A 16570-nucleotide genomic window follows, 5' to 3' on the forward strand; every position below is an offset into this window, starting at 1 on the left:
CCATGCTTTAAGCCTGTCTCGCTTGCGGCTTGAGCCGCACATAAAGGGTTTTACCGACCCGCGCCACCAGATTGCCGGCGCCGTCATGAATGTCGACCTGCAACTGCGGCAGGTACTTCTCGCCATTGGCGGTTTGCCGGCGAATCTCGGCGAGCAAGGTCTCGTCGATATTGAACCGGGCGAACACCGGGCCTTTGCCCGGTGCAATGAAATCGATGTCGGCAGCCTTGTCCCAGACGATGTACTTCGAGCCAAGGTTTTCCATGAGCATCAGCATGAAGAACGGATCGACCATCGAATACAGACTGCCGCCAAACTGCGTGCCGACGTAGTTGCGGTTGTACCAGCCAAGGCCCATCGACACCTGAACGTCGCGGAAATCATCGCTGATGTGCCGAACGCGTACGCCAGCGCCGAGGTAGGGCGGGTAGAACGTCATCACCCAGCGCATCAACCGCGCCTTGCCGAATTTAGCGGTCAACCACTTAAGCATCCGGACGCGTTCCCAAACCCATGGCCTGACGCGCAAACCAGCGTTTGGCCGGCGGCAACAGGTCGAGACCGAGCAAACCGATGTTGCGGCCCAGCGACACCAATGGCTGCGTGCTGCCGAACAGCCGCGTGACCTGATCGGAGAAACCGACGGTAAGGTCCTGATCAAGACGCTGACGCTCGCGATAAGCCTGCAATGTGGCGAAGTCGCCCAGCGGCTTATCGCTGGCCAGCAGCGCAGCGGCCAAGGCATCGGCGTCACGCAGCGACAGATTGAAACCCTGCCCGGCGATCGGGTGCAGGCTATGCGCGGCATTACCGAGCACGGCCAGATGCGAACGCACTTGCTCTTCGGCCTCGACCAGCGTCAACGGGTACAAATGTCGCGCGCCGACCTGTTTCAGCGTACCGAGGCGATAACCGAATACGCCTTGCAATTCGCTGAGGAAATCGCGCTCGCTCAAATCGGCCAGACGCTGCGCGTCCATACCCAGACGGGTCCAGACCAGAGCGCAGCGGTTCTCCGGCAGCGGCAGCAGCGCCATCGGCCCTTCGTCGGTGAAGCGCTCGAAGGCCATGCCGTTGTGCGCTTCGCTCGGGGTGATGTTGGCGATCAGCGCGCTCTGGTTGTACGGACGCTTGCGCACGTTGATGCCCAGTTGTTCGCGCAGCCCGGAGCGCCCGCCATCGGCAAGTACCGCGAGATCGCATTCAAGCGTGGTTTCATCGTTGAGGGTGAGGCGATAGCCATCGGCCAGCGGCTCCATGCGCGTGACTTCCGCCGGGCAGCGCCAGCTGATCACGTCTTTGTCGATGTGCTGCCAAAGGCACTGGCCGAGCCAGGCGTTTTCCACCACGTAACCGAGTGCCGGCACGCCCTCTTCCATCGCCGACAAACGCGCGGTGGAGAAGCGGCCACGGTCGGAAACGTGAATCTGTTTGATCGGCTCGGCACGGCGGGAGATTTCCTGCCACACGCCCAGCCGTTGATAAATCTGCCGCGAGCCGAAGGACAGCGCCGACGAACGTGCATCGTAGCTCGGCTGCCAGCTGTCGCCGGGGGCGAACGGCTCGATCAGGACGATCTTCCAGCCACGGGACTTGGCCCCGGTCTGCAAGGCCAACGCCAGACTGGCGCCGACCAGACCGCCACCGATGATTGCCAGATTGACTCGACTCATGCCGCGTGTGTCCTTGCTTGCGCCATCAGCGCTTCGATTTCAACGACGGTTTTCGGCACGCCGTGGGTGAGGATTTCACAACCGGTTTTGGTCACCACCACGTCGTCCTCGATGCGCACGCCAATGCCGCGCCATTTCTTCGCGACGTTTTGATTGTCCGGGGCGATGTAGATGCCCGGCTCGACGGTCAGCGCCATGCCGACTTCCAGCACGCGCCATTCGCCGCCGACCTTGTACTCGCCGACGTCATGTACATCCATGCCCAGCCAGTGGCCGGCGCGGTGCATGTAAAACGCCTTATAGGCTTCGCTGGCGATCAATTCGTCGACCTCGCCTTGCAGCAAACCGAGTTTCACCAGCCCCGTGGTAATGACTCGAACCGTGGCTTCGTGCGCCTGATTCCAGTGCTTGTTCGGGGCGATTTCGGCGAACGCTGCTTCCTGCGAGGCCAGGACCAATTCGTAGATCGCTTTCTGCTCGGGCGAAAACTTGCCGTTGACCGGCCAGGTACGAGTGATGTCGCTGGCGTAGCAATCGATCTCGCAACCGGCGTCGATCAACACCAGATCGCCGTCCTTGAGCACCGCGTCATTCTGCTGGTAATGCAGGATGCAGCTGTTGCGCCCGGCGGCGACGATCGAACCGTAAGCCGGCATCTTCGCCCCGCCCTTGCGGAATTCGTAGTCGAGTTCGGCTTCGAGGGTGTATTCGTGGAGCCCGGCCCGACTGGCCTGCATCGCGCGGATGTGGGCTTGCGCCGAGATCCGTGCGGCTTCGCGCATCACCTTCACTTCTGCCGCCGATTTATACAGGCGCATGTCGTGCAGCAGATGATCCAGGGCAACGAATTCGTTCGGCGGCTGGGCGCCGAGGTGCGCCTTGGAGCGGATCACGTTGATCCAGTCCATCAGGTGACGATCAAATTCGGGGTTGCTGCCCATCGCCGAATACACCCGGTCGCGGCCTTCGATCAGGCCCGGGAGGATGTCGTCGATGTCGGTAATCGGAAAGGCGTCGTCGGCACCAAAGTCGCGGATCGCGCCTTCTTGCCCCGCGCGCAGACCGTCCCACAATTCGCGTTCGGCGTTGCGTTCACGGCAGAACAGCACGTATTCGCCATGTTCACGGCCGGGCATCAGGACGATGACAGCCTGCGGCTCGGGAAACCCGCTGAGGTACTGGAAGTCGCTGTCCTGACGATAGACGTGCTCGACGTCGCGATTGCGAATGGCCACCGCGGCGGCGGGCAGGATCGCGATGCTGTTGGGTTCCATCTGCGCCATCAGGGCCTTGCGGCGACGGCTGTATTCCGCTTTCGGGATATGGGTCATGGGCAGATGGCTTTCCCTGGCACGCGATTAATGCAGCGACGGCTTGGCGGCTGGCGGCACGTCGGTTTTCTTGGTTTCCGAGAACAGCAGCAGCGGCGCGACGCGCAGGTACTCCATGACTTCCATGTAGTCGGTTTCGCCGTCTTCGGATTCTTCGAGGGCGTCTTGCACTTGGGAAATGGCGGCCAGATCCTGCAGCACTTCGGTGGCTTCAGTGCTGAGCATGCTGCTGTCGCGGCAGTTCAGGCCGAACCCGCTGAGGAAGCCCTGGCACCACTCGCCCAGTGCAGCGGCGCGGTCGGCCAGCGGCGCGTCATCGGTCGGCAGCAGCAGAACGACAGTGACGTCGTCGCCGGTCAGCTCGCCTTTGACCATCTCTTGCAGGCCGATCAGGGCGTTGCGGACGTTGTCCTGGATGTCGCCTTCGAGCAGTTCGGCGGCGTCGATCAGCCAGCCTTCGTTATCGAAGCCGGCACCGGCGCAACTGCGCCCGAGCAGCACGCCGTGCAGTTCGGCAGGCGAGACGTTGTGGCCGCTGGAGGTCAGCAGGGTGGCAAAGGCTTGGTACGGGGAATTCGCAATGGTCATGGGCAGCTAGGCGCCAGACGGCGCTATGTCTAGAATGAAGGCCTTGTATCCTACATCGACAGACTCGCCAAGACTATTAAAGGCTGTCCGCCAGCTAACCCATCAGACAGTGAAACCAATGGAAGACAACGACCTGCAAGCGCTGATGGCCAGACTCGAACTGCTGATTGGCCGAGTCGAGCAACTAAAGAGTCAAAATGCACTCTTACTAGCTCAGGAAAAGACCTGGCGCGAGGAACGCGCTCACCTCATTGAAAAAAACGAAATCGCCCGGCGTAAGGTCGAATCGATGATTTCGCGCCTCAAGGCCCTGGAGCAAGACTCATGAGTTCAAGCAATAGCGTCACCGTGCAGATCCTCGACAAAGAGTATTCGATCATCTGCCCGCAGGAAGAACGCAGCAATCTGGTCAGTGCCGCGCGTTATCTGGATGGCAAGATGCGCGAGATCCGCAGCAGCGGCAAAGTCATTGGTGCCGATCGTATCGCCGTGATGGCCGCGCTGAACATCACCCATGACCTCTTGCACAAAGAAGAGCGCCCGGACATCCAGGCCAGCGGTTCGACCCGTGAACAGGTGCGTGACTTGCTCGATCGTGTCGATCTGGTGCTCGCCGACGATCCGGACATCAGCAAGGGCTGATTCGCCAGGCCGCTTGAGGTATACTCGCCGCACTCCCTGGGGTGCTTGCCAGTTGACGATGTCCCTGAGCCGATTCGCACTACCCTGGAAGTTGCACGTTGGGCTGGTGTGCATGTCCGCCAGACGGAAAGCCTTAAAGTCTACTGCATCTTCCACCTTGAACTTTCGGGTTCAAGGGCTAAGTTGACAGCGGTTCATCCGGGGAGCCTGATTCGAATCCGATGTCGGTGAATGCCGACATCGGATTTTTTATGCGTACGTTTTCGTCCAACCTGCCGAAGCCGAACCATGACCGAACCCGCGCTGCTGCCCCGCCCGCAACTTCGTCGCCTGCTGCGCAAGGCGCGCCGCGCGCTCACGCCGGGCGAGCAACGCCAAGCGGCCAAAGGCCTGTTCCGGCAATTGGCCCAAGACCCGCACTTTCGTCGGGCGAAACACATTTCCCTGTACCTGCCCACCGACGGTGAAATCGATCCGCGCCTGCTGCTGCGTGAAGCCCAGCGCCGAGGCAAAGCCACGTACCTGCCAGTGCTCAGTGCCTGGCCGCGAACCAAAATGGTCTTCCAGCGCATTCGCCCCGGCGAGAAGCTCAAAGCCAATCGCTTTCGCATTCTTGAGCCGCGGGCCAATCTGGCCAGGCAACGCAAGGTCTGGGCGCTGGATCTGGTGTTGTTACCGCTGGTGGGTTTTGACGACGTCGGCGGACGCCTGGGGATGGGCGGCGGATTTTACGATCGCAGCCTCGCGTATCTGGCCCGGCGCCAGAACTGGCGCAAGCCGACGCTATTAGGGCTGGCTCATGAATGTCAGAAGGTCGAACGCTTGGCGCAAGCAAGCTGGGATGTACCGTTGCAAGGCACGGTCACCGATAAGGCGTGGTATTTCGCGGGATAGGACGCCGCACGGAACAGCGGCGTCGAGAAAGCAGTTTCAGCGCTTGAAAGCGGTCGACTGTTGAACCTGTTGCGCGACTTCAATCGGCGCGTCGGCCTTGTTCGACCACAGGCTCTGCGCGTAACCGGTGGTCACGACACCCAAGCCAAACAAAATTACCAAAGTCCATAGTAAATCCGGTTTGCGTTTCATCGATTGCCCCCCTCAAGGCACATCATCACGATGACAGCAGCGGTTTCCGTTTGTAGGCCGTGCAGCAGCGTCAAGCTTTAAAGGCCGGCATTTTGCGGCAACGTGAACCTGTGCGCAAACGCTGACGTCAACCGACTGTCGGTTTGTCATAAAATTGCCCGACAACCTGCCCAATGACCGTTTCAGGAGCAAAAAACCATGGCCTATTGGCTGATGAAGTCCGAGCCCGACGAACTTTCGATCAAAGGCCTGGAAAAACTTGGCACAGCGCGCTGGGACGGGGTGCGCAACTATCAGGCGCGTAACTTTCTGCGGGCGATGGCGGTGGGCGACGAGTTCTTTTTCTACCATTCCAGCTGCCCGGAGCCGGGAATTGCCGGGATTGGCAAGATTATCGAGGCGGCGTACCCGGATCCCACCGCACTGGAACCGGAGAGCCATTACTTCGATCCCAAGGCTACGCAGGAGAAGAACGCGTGGAGTGCGATTGACGTTGAACACGTCGAGACGTTTGCGCGGGTGTTGAAGCTGGATTATCTGAAGCAGCAGACCACGCTGGCGGAGATGCCGTTGGTACAGAAGGGCTCGCGGCTGTCGGTGATGCCGGTAACGCCGGAGCAGTGGGCGGCGGTGATTGCGCTTAAACCCTGAGGGAAATGTCGCCTGAAACATTGCCATCGCGAGCAGGCTCACTCCTACAGGGGAACGCATTCCAACTGTAGGAGTGAGCCTGCTCGCGAAGAGGCCCGCCCGGACAACAAATGACTTACTGAATGATCAGGTTGTTGAACAACAGATCTTCAACCACCGGCTTGCCGGTCTCGTCATTCATCACTTGCTGGGTCTGCTTCAACGCTTCCTGACGCAGCTTTTCCTTGCCTTCAATGCTACCCATTGCCTCAGTGGTCTGCTGAGTGAACAGCGCTACCAGCTGATTGCGGATCAGTGGTTCGTTGGCCTTGACCAGTTTGCTCGCCTCTTCACCGGTCACACGCAGTGCCACATCGGCCTTGTAGACCTTGAGCTTCGGCGTGCCGTCCAGCCCATAGTTACCCACGAACGGCGGGCTCAGGGTGATGTAGCTTACCTTCGGCGCCTCGCCTTCTTTGGCTTCTTCGGCCAGCGCTGCCACAGGCAGAGACAGGGCCAGCAACAACATGATCCACGCTTTCACAATTCGCTCCTTATCCGGTTTGCGGCCTAGCATAACGACCCGCCGCGCAAGCACAAGCTTATGGCTGACTATCAGGGCCGGGTATGCTCGTTGACCCGTTGACTGACACACCTACACTTATCGGCCATCACTCCCAAAGGAATAGCCCTGATGAAAGCCGTGCTGTGCAAAGCCTTCGGCCCTGCCGAATCGCTGGTGCTGGAAGACGTCGCCAGTCCCGCCCTGAAGAAGAACGAAATCCTCCTGGACGTGCACGCCGCCGGGGTCAACTTCCCGGACACGCTGATCATCGAGGGCAAGTACCAATTCAAGCCGCCCTTTCCGTTTTCACCGGGTGGCGAAGCGGCCGGCGTGGTTCGCGAAGTCGGCGAGAAGGTCAGCCACCTCAAGGTCGGTGACCGGGTCATGGCCCTGACCGGTTGGGGCAGTTTCGCTGAACAGGTCGCGGTGCCGGGCTATAACGTACTGCCGATTCCGCCGTCGATGGATTTCAACATCGCTGCCGCCTTCAGCATGACCTACGGCACCTCGATGCACGCGCTCAAGCAACGCGCCAACCTGCAACCGGGCGAAACCCTGCTGGTGCTCGGTGCGTCCGGCGGTGTCGGCCTGGCCGCCGTGGAGATCGGCAAAGCCATGGGCGCCCGCGTCATCGCTGCTGCCAGCAGCGCGGAGAAACTCGCGGTGGCCAAAGCGGCCGGCGCCGATGAGCTGATCAATTACAGCGAAGCCAGCCTCAAGGACGAAATCAAACGCCTCACCGACGGCCAGGGTGCCGATGTGATTTACGACCCGGTCGGCGGCGACCTGTTCGACCAAGCCATTCGCGCCATCGCCTGGAACGGCCGCCTGCTGGTGGTCGGCTTCGCCAGCGGTCGGATTCCGGAACTGCCGGTCAACCTTGCCCTGCTCAAAGGCGCGGCGGTGCTCGGCGTGTTCTGGGGTTCCTTCGCCCAGCGCCAGCCGCAAGACAACGCGGCGAACTTCCAGCAGTTATTCGGCTGGTTTGCCGAGGGCAAGTTGAAACCGCTGGTGTCGCAGGTCTATCCGCTGAGCAATGTGGCGCAGGCGATCAATGATCTTGGCCAGCGCAAGGCTGTCGGCAAGGTGGTGGTGCAGGTTCGCTGAGACTCTTCAACGACCGGGCGACGCCGCTATGTCGCCCGGCATCAGATGTTCCTGAACCTTTTCGCTCTGTGACTCAACAAGCTTTCCCTTGTCATCGAAGCGCAGAACGATCAGCCAATCGTAAACATCGACCGGCCATTTCGGCTGGCCGATCAGCATCGGGCCATCACCGCCGAAGGCGGCAATCAGTTTGTTGATATGGCTGTGGTGCCATGCAATCAGCACGGTTTTCGCCTGATTGCTCTTGCGCAGCGAACTGACCAGATTGTCGACGTCGTTATTGGCAAACGGCTGTTCGATGGGCAATTGCAGGCGCTGGGACAGCGGAATCAGTGTCTGACGCGGTCGGATGCTTTCCGGGCTGTCGGCGGTAGCGATCAGACGTTGGGGCGTGAGTGCCTGGTCGTCCAGTTGCAACGAGGTGAAATAGTCCGCGTAGGCAACGGCGCGCTGCTCGCCCCGGGCATTGAGTTCACGGCCCACCTCAGGCTTTTCCGCATGGCGGACGATCAATACGGTGACATTGCGCAGGCCTGGCGCTGCAGAACCCTGCGCGAAGCTCAACACCAGCACTGAAGCAGCCACAACAGCAACCATCAACAGTCTGGGCAATAGCCTGCGAACTTTCGGGGTCATCGTTTATCTCGCGAAATCAGTCGATCTGTAGATCGCGAGTCTAAGCCACAACGTCCCGACCGCCACAAAAACGCCCTGTTCTTACAGCTGAGCGACAGGTTCGTAAAGGAACGCGCGACTTCCAACATTTTCCGCTATTTGCTCGATGCGAACCGGTGCTATTTTCGGTAACGAAACTGTAACATTCGCATCCGCAGTCAAAACAAGAAATCTGGAGCTCTTGAATGTTTGCTTTCTTTCGTCCTGCCGCACATCAGGCTCCATTGCCTGAAGAAAAAATAGACAGCACGTACCGACGTCTGCGCTGGCAGATCTTCGCCGGTATTTTCTTTGGCTACGCGGGTTATTACCTGCTGCGCAAAAACTTCTCCCTGGCCATGCCGTACCTGATCGACGAAGGCTACAGCCGCGGCGATCTGGGCCTGGCGATGTCGGCGATCGCCATTGCTTATGGTTTGTCGAAATTCCTCATGGGCCTGGTGTCCGACCGTTCCAACCCGCGCTACTTCCTGCCGTTCGGCCTGCTGGTGTCGGCCGGGGTGATGTTCATTTTCGGTTTCGCACCTTGGGCAACGTCCAGCGTGACCATGATGTTCATTCTGCTGTTCATCAACGGCTGGGCCCAGGGCATGGGCTGGCCGCCAAGTGGCCGGACCATGGTGCACTGGTGGTCGCAGAAGGAACGCGGCGGCGTGGTGTCCGTGTGGAACGTGGCGCATAACGTTGGCGGCGGTCTGATCGGCCCGCTGTTCCTGCTCGGCATGGGCTTGTTCAACGACTGGCATGCAGCGTTCTACGTACCGGCAGCGGTGGCGCTGGGCGTGGCGGTGTTCGCCTTCATCACCATGCGCGACACCCCGCAATCGGTTGGCCTGCCGCCAATCGAGAAATACAAGAACGATTACCCGGAAGGCTACGACGCCAGCCACGAAGACGAATTCAGCGCGAAAGAGATCTTCGTCAAATACGTGCTGCGCAACAAAATGCTCTGGTACATCGCCATGGCCAACGTCTTCGTCTACCTGCTGCGCTACGGCGTGCTCGACTGGGCACCGACCTACCTGAAAGAAGCCAAGGGCTTCACCGTGGATAAAACCTCGTGGGCTTATTTCTTCTACGAGTGGGCGGGGATTCCGGGCACGCTGCTGTGCGGCTGGATGTCGGACAAGATCTTCCGTGGCAACCGTGGCCTGACCGGCATGGTGTTCATGGCGCTGGTGACCGTGGCAACGCTGGTTTACTGGCTGAACCCGGCCGGCAACCCGACCGTCGACATGATCGCGCTGTTCTCGATCGGCTTCCTGATCTACGGCCCGGTGATGCTGATCGGCCTGCAGGCGCTGGAACTGGCACCGAAGAAAGCCGCTGGCACTGCTGCGGGCTTCACCGGTCTGTTCGGTTATCTGGGTGGTTCGGTCGCGGCGAGTGCGGCGATGGGCTACACCGTTGACCATTTCGGCTGGGACGGTGGTTTCGTGCTGCTGGTGGGCGCTTGCCTGCTGGCGATGGCCTTCCTCGCCCCGACGCTATGGCACAAGCAAGTCGCCAGTCAGAGCCGTGAAGCAGTCGCTTGATCGCTTTGTGATTTACAGCGCTTGAGCCGCGCCTCCAGATTACGGTCTGGCATGGCGTGGCTGCGCAGGGCGTGGGCGGTCTGCTCGACATAATCGCGAGTGGTGCCGTAACGCCCGCAAGCGCTTGCGAACACCTGGCTCAGCACGTGATCCGGCAAGTTGCCGGCATAGCTGGGCAGGTGTCGCTCCAAAACGAATCCCAAGGCCTGCACCTGGCTACCGTCGGCAAGACGGCAGTTGAGCCAGTGTGGCCGATAGGATGGCACCGGCATCTCGCGTTTCCACAACGCGTACAGCGCCGCATCGAGATTGTCTTCCGGCAAGCGATAAGCGAAGCCGCTGCACGAACCGCCACGATCCAGACCAAACACCAGTCCCGGCATTTCCGGCGTACCGCGGTGCTCGTGGGACCACAGGTACAAGCCGCGATGGTAGCCATGCACGCGCCCGCGAACCCGCTCCACCGCCGAACATTCCGGGCGCCATATCAGCGAACCGTAGGCGAACAGCCACACCGGCCCGCCCTTGTGGCGCGCCATGGTCGATTGCATGGAAGCGAGAAGTTGTTCATGCGTCAGCTGCGGCCCAAGATCGAGCCGCGGAGGGTAATTCAAATTCAGAAAAGCGTTTTCAATGGCGCTCATGGCGAATAGCGTTCAGCTCCCCGCGGGTGAAGAATTACTTAATAGAACGCACCGCTGTAACAATAAGGCACATATGTTTTAAGGCAATTTGAGTGCCATGGCACAGTTCTTAATTGATTGCCTGATTGATATATAACCTAGCGGTATTTATGCAATTAGATAAATACCGATCGGCTATATAGAGAGTTATAACGAATTCAGGAACGAGGGGCGTACGCGAACACATCGGCGCGCATTTGATGGGCATCCATCCCAGCTTCGACCAAGGCGTCGAGTGTGCCGTAGACCATGGCCGGCGAGCCGCTGGCGTAGACGTGCAGCGGTTTCAGGTCAGGGAAGTCCTCGCAGACCGCCTCGTGCAGCATGCCGCAGCGCCCTTCCCAACCGCATTGATCACTGACGACTTTGTGCAGGAACAGGTTGGGCAACTTCAGCCATTCGTCCCAGTGTTCGATCTCATAGAAATCTTCTGGGCGGCGCACGCCCCAGTACAGATGCACCGGGTGCTTGAAGCCGTTGGCGCGGCAGTGCTCGATCAGGGCGTGAATCTGGCCCATGCCGGTACCGGCGGCGACCAGCACCAGCGGCCCATCCGGCAGCTCGGCCAGATGCGTATCACCGAATGGCAGCTCGACCCGCACCATCGCGTTGCGTTGCAGCTGTTCAATCAGGCTCAGTGCACTGGCTTCGCGCGCCAGTACGTGGATTTCCAGATCACGCCCGCCGTGCGGTGCCGAGGCCATGGAGAATGCTGATTTCTCACCGTTCTCGCGCTCGATCATCAAATACTGCCCGGCGTGATAGCGCGGTGGCTTGCCCGCTGGCGCACGCAGACGCACGCGCCAGGTGTCGCCGCCGACGTCGCGGCATTCGATGACCTGACATGACAGGCTGCGCACCGGCAGTTCTCCCAGCGCGAGCACGCCATCCCACAGCAGGATGCAGTCTTCCAGCGGCTCGGCTATGCAAGTGTAGAACTCGCCGTGGTCATGCACCTTGCCGTCCTGCGCGACACTACCTTCAACCAGCAGCGCCGCACACACATGACAATTGCCGTTGCGGCAGCTTTGCGGGCATTCGTAGCCCAGGCGCCGCGCGCCATCGAGAATCCGCTCACCGGGCTGTATCTCAAGCACTGCTCCGGAGGGCTGCAGGGTTACACGCATCAATCTATTCCTAACTGATTCCAGATGGCATCGATCCGTTGGGTGACGGCGTCGTCCTTGACGATCACACGACCCCACTCGCGAGTGGTTTCGCCCGGCCACTTGTGGGTGGCATCGAGGCCCATTTTCGAACCCAGGCCGGAAATCGGCGAGGCGAAGTCGAGGTAGTCGATCGGCGTGTTATCGATCATCACCGTGTCGCGCTTGGGGTCCATGCGCGTGGTGATGGCCCAGATCACGTCGTTCCAGTCACGGGCGTTGATATCGTCGTCGGTGACGATAACGAACTTGGTGTACATGAACTGTCGCAAAAACGACCAGACACCGAGCATCACGCGCTTGGCATGCCCCGGATACGACTTCTTCATGGTCACGATGGCCATGCGGTACGAGCAGCCTTCCGGCGGCAGGTAGAAATCGGTGATTTCCGGAAACTGCTTCTGCAGGATCGGCACAAACACTTCGTTCAGCGCCACGCCAAGGATCGCTGGCTCATCCGGCGGACGGCCGGTGTAGGTGCTGTGGTAGATCGGCTTGATCCGGTGGGTAATGCGCTCGACGGTGAACACCGGGAAGCTGTCGACTTCGTTGTAATAACCGGTGTGGTCGCCGTACGGGCCTTCATCGGCCATTTCGCCCGGATGGATCACACCTTCGAGAATGATCTCGGCAGTGGCCGGCACTTGCAAGTCGTTGCCCCGGCACTTGACGAGTTCGGTGCGGTTACCGCGCAAGAGGCCCGCGAATGCATATTCGGAGAGGCTGTCCGGCACTGGCGTCACCGCGCCGAGGATGGTCGCCGGATCTGCGCCCAGCGCCACGGACACCGGGAACGGCTGACCCGGATGCTTCTCGCACCATTCGCGATAGTCCAGCGCGCCGCCACGGTGGCTGAGCCAGCGCATGATCACCTTGTTGCGGCCGATCACTTGCTGACGGTAGATGCCGAGGTTCTGGCGTTCTTTATTCGGGCCTTTGGTGACAGTCAGGCCCCAAGTGATCAGCGGACCGACGTCGCCGGGCCAGCAGGTCTGCACCGGCAGCATCGCGAGGTCGACGTCGTCGCCTTCAATGACCACTTCCTGGCAGACCGCGTCTTTGACGACTTTCGGCGCCATCGAAATGATCTTGCGGAAAATCGGCAGTTTCGACCACGCGTCTTTCAAGCCCTTCGGTGGCTCCGGCTCCTTGAGGAAGGCCAACAGCTTGCCGATTTCACGCAGCTCGCTGACCGACTCGGCGCCCATGCCCATGGCCACCCGTTCAGGCGTACCAAACAGGTTGCCGAGCACCGGAATGTCGTAGCCAGTCGGTTTTTCGAACAGCAGCGCCGGGCCCTTGGCCCGCAGCGTGCGGTCGCACACCTCGGTCATCTCCAGCACCGGCGAGACGGGAATCTGGATGCGTTTCAACTCTCCGCGCTGCTCAAGCTGCTGCACGAAATCCCGAAGATCCTTGAATTTCATTGACGATGGCACCCTCAAAATAGGCGTACATCCTACCTGCTCTGACGGGCAAACAGCAGCCCGTCAGGCACCGGCATCGCTCAATTGTGGCTCGTGCCCAGCAGCAGCGGTGCAAACAGCGGGCTCAGTCGGGCACTGCCGGCATCCGACAGGTGATCCTCATCCTTGTACTGCGAATGACCATTGACCTCGATACTGCAGATTCCGTTCGCACACATCAGCGGTGTTGGATCGATCACGTGAACCCCCGGATCGGCGGCGCTCATGGCGTCGAACAAGGTACTGAGGAACTGCTGTCGCGCCAGATGCTCTTCAAGCGGACGGCCCAGCCCTTCGGCCGAACGCCCGATGCGCGCCAGACTGGTCAACCGGTTGATGATGCCTTTACGTTGTAAAGGCACTTCTTTGAACAACCAGACTTGCGCGCCCGCTGCTCTCAGCGCAGCCACTCGCGCCTTGAGTGCTGCGGCCATGCGTTGCTCGGCCTGGGCAGTAGTGTCGTGAGCGTTGAGCAGTACTTTTTTATCGCCGTCTTCACGGCCGTACACATAAAGGCTCCAGTTCGAGGCCAGCACAACGTCCTTGATACCCAGACTGCGCACACGCTCCATGGTTTGTTCGTTGAAGTCTTTGCAACGCTGACGCGGATCATCGCTCAGAATCGGTGGGCAGGCACTCATGCTGTACAGCCACACCGGACGTCCTTCGCGGCGGGCATTGCTTTCGATGGCCGGCAGCAACGCAGCGGTGTGGCTGTCGCCCCAGAACAATTGCGTGGCCGGGACATCCTCGCGACCACCTACCAGGCACGCCTTGTCCAGCGACTTGTCCTGGGTGACCAACATGCACTTCATCTGCCCGGCGCGCCATTCCCTCGACTGTGCATATTCCAGCGCTTTGCCGGTCAGCCGTTGTGGCACACCGTCAGCTGAACGGATCGCCGAGCCCGTCGCCACCAACACGACAATCGCAGCCACAGCCCCAGCCAATATGGCGTTACGCCCGGCCAGCAGGCGTTTTTCCCGAAACGGCAACTCGACATAGCGCAGGCTCAGCCACGCCAGTCCCAGCGCCATGGCCATCCAGGCGAACGCCTCGACAGGCTGAATACCGTCGATGGAAATCGCGTTGGCGTAGACAAAGACCGGCCAATGCCACAGGTACAGCGAATAGGAGAGCAACCCGACCCAGACCAACGGCCGCAGGCTCAAGAGTTGCGCGGTCCAGCTCTGACCCTGCGCGCCCGACCAGATCAATGCCGTGGTACCCAGTACTGGCAGCAACGCCGCCCAGCCCGGAAACACCGTAGATTTGTCGAACGTCAACACCGCAAACAGCACGGCAGCCAGACCCGCGATGCCAACCGTTTGATACAACCACGGGCGCACCGCCTGCTTCGGCGCCGGCGTCACCGCGAGCATCGCGCCGCAGAGCAGCTCCCAGGCCCGGGTCGGCAGCGAGAAAAAGGTGAATTCCGGTTTGTGTTCGATATACGCGATATTCAAGCCAAACGACACCAGCAACACCGCGAACAACATCCAGCGCCAATGCCGGACATAACGGATCAGCACCGCCATCAGCAATGGAAAGAAGATGTAGTACTGCTCTTCTACCGCCAGCGACCAGGTATGCAGCAGCGGCTTCAGATCGGAGGCCGGCTGGAAGTAGCCATCCTCACGCATGAACAGGATGTTGGAGATGAACAATGACTGATAGCGCACTGTTCGCCCAAGCTCGGAGAAATCCTTGGCCGTCAGCAACAGCCAGCCCAGCGCCAACGTGACCAGCATGACCACGCTCAGCGCAGGAATGATGCGACGGGCACGGCGCGCCCAGAAATCAATGAAACTGAAGCGCTGTGCGCTGATTTCACGGAACAGAATGGTGGTGATCAGGAACCCGGAAATGACGAAAAAGACGTCCACCCCGACAAAACCACCACTGAATGTACTGAATCCGAAATGAAACAGTACGACAGGAATAACCGCCAGTGCCCGTAATCCGTCGATATCACGGCGATTGCCAAACGTGTGCATGAAAAACCTTTCTCTTTTTGGATACAGCGTCCCTGGAAAGCGCGAAAGTTATCAGCAGCGTACATTTCAATCCAGACACAAATAATCCGGCGCAAAAAAAAACGCCCCTTTCGGGGCGTTCTTTTTCAAACCGCTTACGTATTACTTGCGCTTCATCGACAAGAAGAACTCGTCGTTGGTCTTGGTCGTTTTCAGCTTGTCGACCAGGAACTCGATGGCCGCCACTTCGTCCATCGGGTGCAGCAGCTTGCGCAGAATCCACATACGCTGCAGTTCGTCGTCAGCAGTCAGCAACTCTTCGCGGCGGGTGCCGGAGCGGTTGATGTTGATGGCAGGGAACACGCGCTTCTCAGCGATCTTGCGATCCAGAGGCAGCTCCATGTTGCCGGTACCCTTGAACTCTTCGTAGATCACTTCGTCCATCTTCGAACCGGTTTCAACCAGCGCGGTGGCGATAATGGTCAGCGAGCCGCCTTCTTCGATGTTACGCGCAGCACCGAAGAAACGCTTTGGCTTCTCCAGGGCGTGGGCATCGACACCACCGGTCAATACCTTGCCTGAGCTCGGGATCACGGTGTTGTAGGCCCGGGCCAGACGGGTGATGGAGTCGAGCAGGATCACCACGTCTTTCTTGTGCTCGACCAGGCGCTTGGCCTTCTCGATCACCATTTCGGCAACCTGCACGTGACGGGTCGGCGGCTCGTCGAAGGTCGAGGCAACCACTTCGCCGCGCACGGTGCGCTGCATTTCGGTCACTTCTTCCGGACGTTCGTCGATCAGCAGCACGATCAGGTGAACTTCAGGGTTGTTACGGGCGATGTTCGCTGCGATGTTTTGCAGCATGATCGTTTTACCGGCTTTCGGCGGTGCAACGATCAGACCACGCTGGCCTTTGCCGATCGGGGCACACAGGTCGATCACACGACCGGTCAAGTCTTCGGTGGAACCGTTGCCGGCTTCCATCTTCATGCGCACGGTCGGGAACAGCGGGGTCAGGTTCTCGAAGAGAATCTTGTTTTTCGCGTTCTCGGGACGATCGAAGTTGATCGTGTCGACCTTGAGCAGGGCGAAATACCGCTCGCCTTCCTTCGGAGGGCGGATCTTGCCAACGATGGTGTCACCGGTGCGCAAGTTGAAGCGGCGGATCTGGCTTGGCGAGACGTAGATATCGTCCGGGCCGGCCAGGTAGGAAGCGTCAGCGGAGCGCAGGAAGCCGAAGCCGTCCTGGAGAATCTCCAGCACGCCATCACCGGAGATTTCCTCGCCGCTTTTCGCGTGCTTTTTCAGCAGGGAGAAAATCACGTCCTGCTTGCGCGAACGGGCCATATTTTCTATGCCCATCTGTTCGGCCAATTCGAGCAGTTCGGTAATCGGCTTTTGCTTGAGTTCAGTCAGATTCATATAGGAATGACGTAATCATTTATGG

The 16570-nt window shown here is 59.8% G+C and carries 18 protein-coding genes and 1 other RNA gene; 7 read left to right on the forward strand and 12 right to left on the reverse strand.

Going from position 1 to position 16570, the window contains the following annotated elements; translation table 11 throughout:
* Positions 1 to 7 precede the first annotated feature (7 nt).
* Genes GTU76_RS02465 through GTU76_RS02480 form a run of 4 tightly spaced genes read right to left on the reverse strand, consistent with a single transcriptional unit; the run spans position 8 to position 3592 of the window.
* Complete coding sequence (locus GTU76_RS02465; RefSeq protein ID WP_095049393.1) at positions 8 to 493, reverse strand: DUF4442 domain-containing protein; 486 nt, start codon at positions 491 to 493, stop codon at positions 8 to 10.
* A complete protein-coding gene (ubiH, locus tag GTU76_RS02470; RefSeq protein ID WP_180698014.1) occupies positions 486 to 1673 on the reverse strand; it encodes a 2-octaprenyl-6-methoxyphenyl hydroxylase in 1188 nt (395 codons plus the stop codon). Before ubiH ends, GTU76_RS02465 begins: the two co-directional genes overlap by 8 nt.
* Positions 1670 to 3004, reverse strand: a complete 1335-nt coding sequence (gene pepP, locus GTU76_RS02475) for a Xaa-Pro aminopeptidase (protein WP_180698015.1) — start codon at positions 3002 to 3004, stop codon at positions 1670 to 1672. Before pepP ends, ubiH begins: the two co-directional genes overlap by 4 nt.
* Positions 3005 to 3031: 27 nt before the next feature.
* The gene (locus tag GTU76_RS02480) at positions 3032 to 3592 is read right to left on the reverse strand and encodes a YecA/YgfB family protein (RefSeq protein ID WP_016985920.1); all 561 of its coding nucleotides are present in this window, start codon (positions 3590 to 3592) and stop codon (positions 3032 to 3034) included.
* A gap of 118 nt (positions 3593 to 3710) precedes the next feature.
* Between GTU76_RS02480 and GTU76_RS02485 the strand changes: the two genes are divergently transcribed.
* The 4 genes from GTU76_RS02485 to GTU76_RS02500 all read left to right on the forward strand — a co-directional run bounded on the left by GTU76_RS02485 (position 3711) and on the right by GTU76_RS02500 (position 5128).
* Positions 3711 to 3920 (forward strand): TIGR02449 family protein, encoded by a 210-nt coding sequence (locus GTU76_RS02485; protein ID WP_016985919.1) that lies wholly within the window; start codon positions 3711 to 3713, stop codon positions 3918 to 3920.
* Positions 3917 to 4234 (forward strand): cell division protein ZapA, encoded by a 318-nt coding sequence (locus GTU76_RS02490; RefSeq protein ID WP_007967943.1) that lies wholly within the window; start codon positions 3917 to 3919, stop codon positions 4232 to 4234. The genes GTU76_RS02485 and GTU76_RS02490 overlap by 4 nt, the downstream gene beginning before the upstream one ends.
* A gap of 30 nt (positions 4235 to 4264) precedes the next feature.
* Positions 4265 to 4443: non-coding RNA, 6S RNA (gene ssrS / locus GTU76_RS02495), on the forward strand.
* Positions 4444 to 4522: 79 nt separating this feature from the next.
* Positions 4523 to 5128: a 5-formyltetrahydrofolate cyclo-ligase gene (locus GTU76_RS02500; protein ID WP_016985918.1), complete on the forward strand. Its 606-nt coding sequence runs from the start codon at positions 4523 to 4525 to the stop codon at positions 5126 to 5128.
* A gap of 36 nt (positions 5129 to 5164) precedes the next feature.
* Here the strand turns inward: GTU76_RS02500 and GTU76_RS02505 are convergent, their stop codons facing one another.
* On the reverse strand, positions 5165 to 5320 hold the full coding sequence (locus GTU76_RS02505; protein WP_016985917.1) for a hypothetical protein: 156 nt from the start codon (positions 5318 to 5320) through the stop codon (positions 5165 to 5167).
* A 198-nt stretch (positions 5321 to 5518) separates the two neighbouring features.
* Here GTU76_RS02505 and GTU76_RS02510 point away from each other — a divergent pair, with 198 nt between their 5' ends.
* Positions 5519 to 5971, forward strand: coding sequence for an EVE domain-containing protein (locus GTU76_RS02510; RefSeq protein ID WP_016985916.1), 453 nt, complete (start codon positions 5519 to 5521; stop codon positions 5969 to 5971).
* A gap of 115 nt (positions 5972 to 6086) precedes the next feature.
* Here the strand turns inward: GTU76_RS02510 and GTU76_RS02515 are convergent, their stop codons facing one another.
* Entirely contained in the window at positions 6087 to 6494 is a 408-nt protein-coding gene (locus GTU76_RS02515; protein WP_026000663.1) for a flagellar basal body-associated protein FliL, read from the reverse strand.
* Positions 6495 to 6644: 150 nt separating this feature from the next.
* On the opposite strand from GTU76_RS02515, the gene GTU76_RS02520 reads away from it, so the two are divergent.
* Positions 6645 to 7622, forward strand: a complete 978-nt coding sequence (locus GTU76_RS02520; RefSeq protein WP_016985914.1) for an NADPH:quinone oxidoreductase family protein — start codon at positions 6645 to 6647, stop codon at positions 7620 to 7622.
* Positions 7623 to 7628: 6 nt separating this feature from the next.
* Here GTU76_RS02520 and GTU76_RS02525 read toward each other — a convergent pair whose 3' ends face one another.
* Positions 7629 to 8258, reverse strand: coding sequence for a flagellar basal body-associated protein FliL (locus GTU76_RS02525; RefSeq protein ID WP_026000662.1), 630 nt, complete (start codon positions 8256 to 8258; stop codon positions 7629 to 7631).
* 224 nt (positions 8259 to 8482) lie between these two features.
* Here GTU76_RS02525 and glpT point away from each other — a divergent pair, with 224 nt between their 5' ends.
* On the forward strand, positions 8483 to 9832 hold the full coding sequence (gene glpT / locus GTU76_RS02530; RefSeq protein WP_016985912.1) for a glycerol-3-phosphate transporter: 1350 nt from the start codon (positions 8483 to 8485) through the stop codon (positions 9830 to 9832).
* On the opposite strand, the gene GTU76_RS02535 is transcribed toward glpT, so the two are convergent.
* The 5 genes from GTU76_RS02535 to rho form a co-directional block, all read right to left on the reverse strand.
* The gene (locus tag GTU76_RS02535; RefSeq protein ID WP_175555596.1) at positions 9808 to 10476 is read right to left on the reverse strand and encodes a gamma-glutamylcyclotransferase; all 669 of its coding nucleotides are present in this window, start codon (positions 10474 to 10476) and stop codon (positions 9808 to 9810) included. The genes glpT and GTU76_RS02535 overlap by 25 nt on opposite strands.
* Before the next feature lie 197 nt (positions 10477 to 10673).
* A complete protein-coding gene (locus tag GTU76_RS02540; protein ID WP_034151997.1) occupies positions 10674 to 11642 on the reverse strand; it encodes a CDP-6-deoxy-delta-3,4-glucoseen reductase in 969 nt (322 codons plus the stop codon).
* A complete protein-coding gene (ubiD, locus tag GTU76_RS02545) occupies positions 11642 to 13108 on the reverse strand; it encodes a 4-hydroxy-3-polyprenylbenzoate decarboxylase (protein WP_034151998.1) in 1467 nt (488 codons plus the stop codon). Before ubiD ends, GTU76_RS02540 begins: the two co-directional genes overlap by 1 nt.
* Positions 13109 to 13188: 80 nt before the next feature.
* Complete coding sequence (locus GTU76_RS02550) at positions 13189 to 15144, reverse strand: acyltransferase family protein (RefSeq protein WP_180698016.1); 1956 nt, start codon at positions 15142 to 15144, stop codon at positions 13189 to 13191.
* 141 nt (positions 15145 to 15285) lie between these two features.
* A complete protein-coding gene (gene rho, locus GTU76_RS02555) occupies positions 15286 to 16545 on the reverse strand; it encodes a transcription termination factor Rho (protein ID WP_003229334.1) in 1260 nt (419 codons plus the stop codon).
* Positions 16546 to 16570 lie beyond the last annotated feature (25 nt).

Origin of the sequence: Pseudomonas crudilactis (genome assembly GCF_013433315.1) — a bacterium.
GTDB classification, from domain to species: domain Bacteria; phylum Pseudomonadota; class Gammaproteobacteria; order Pseudomonadales; family Pseudomonadaceae; genus Aquipseudomonas; species Aquipseudomonas crudilactis.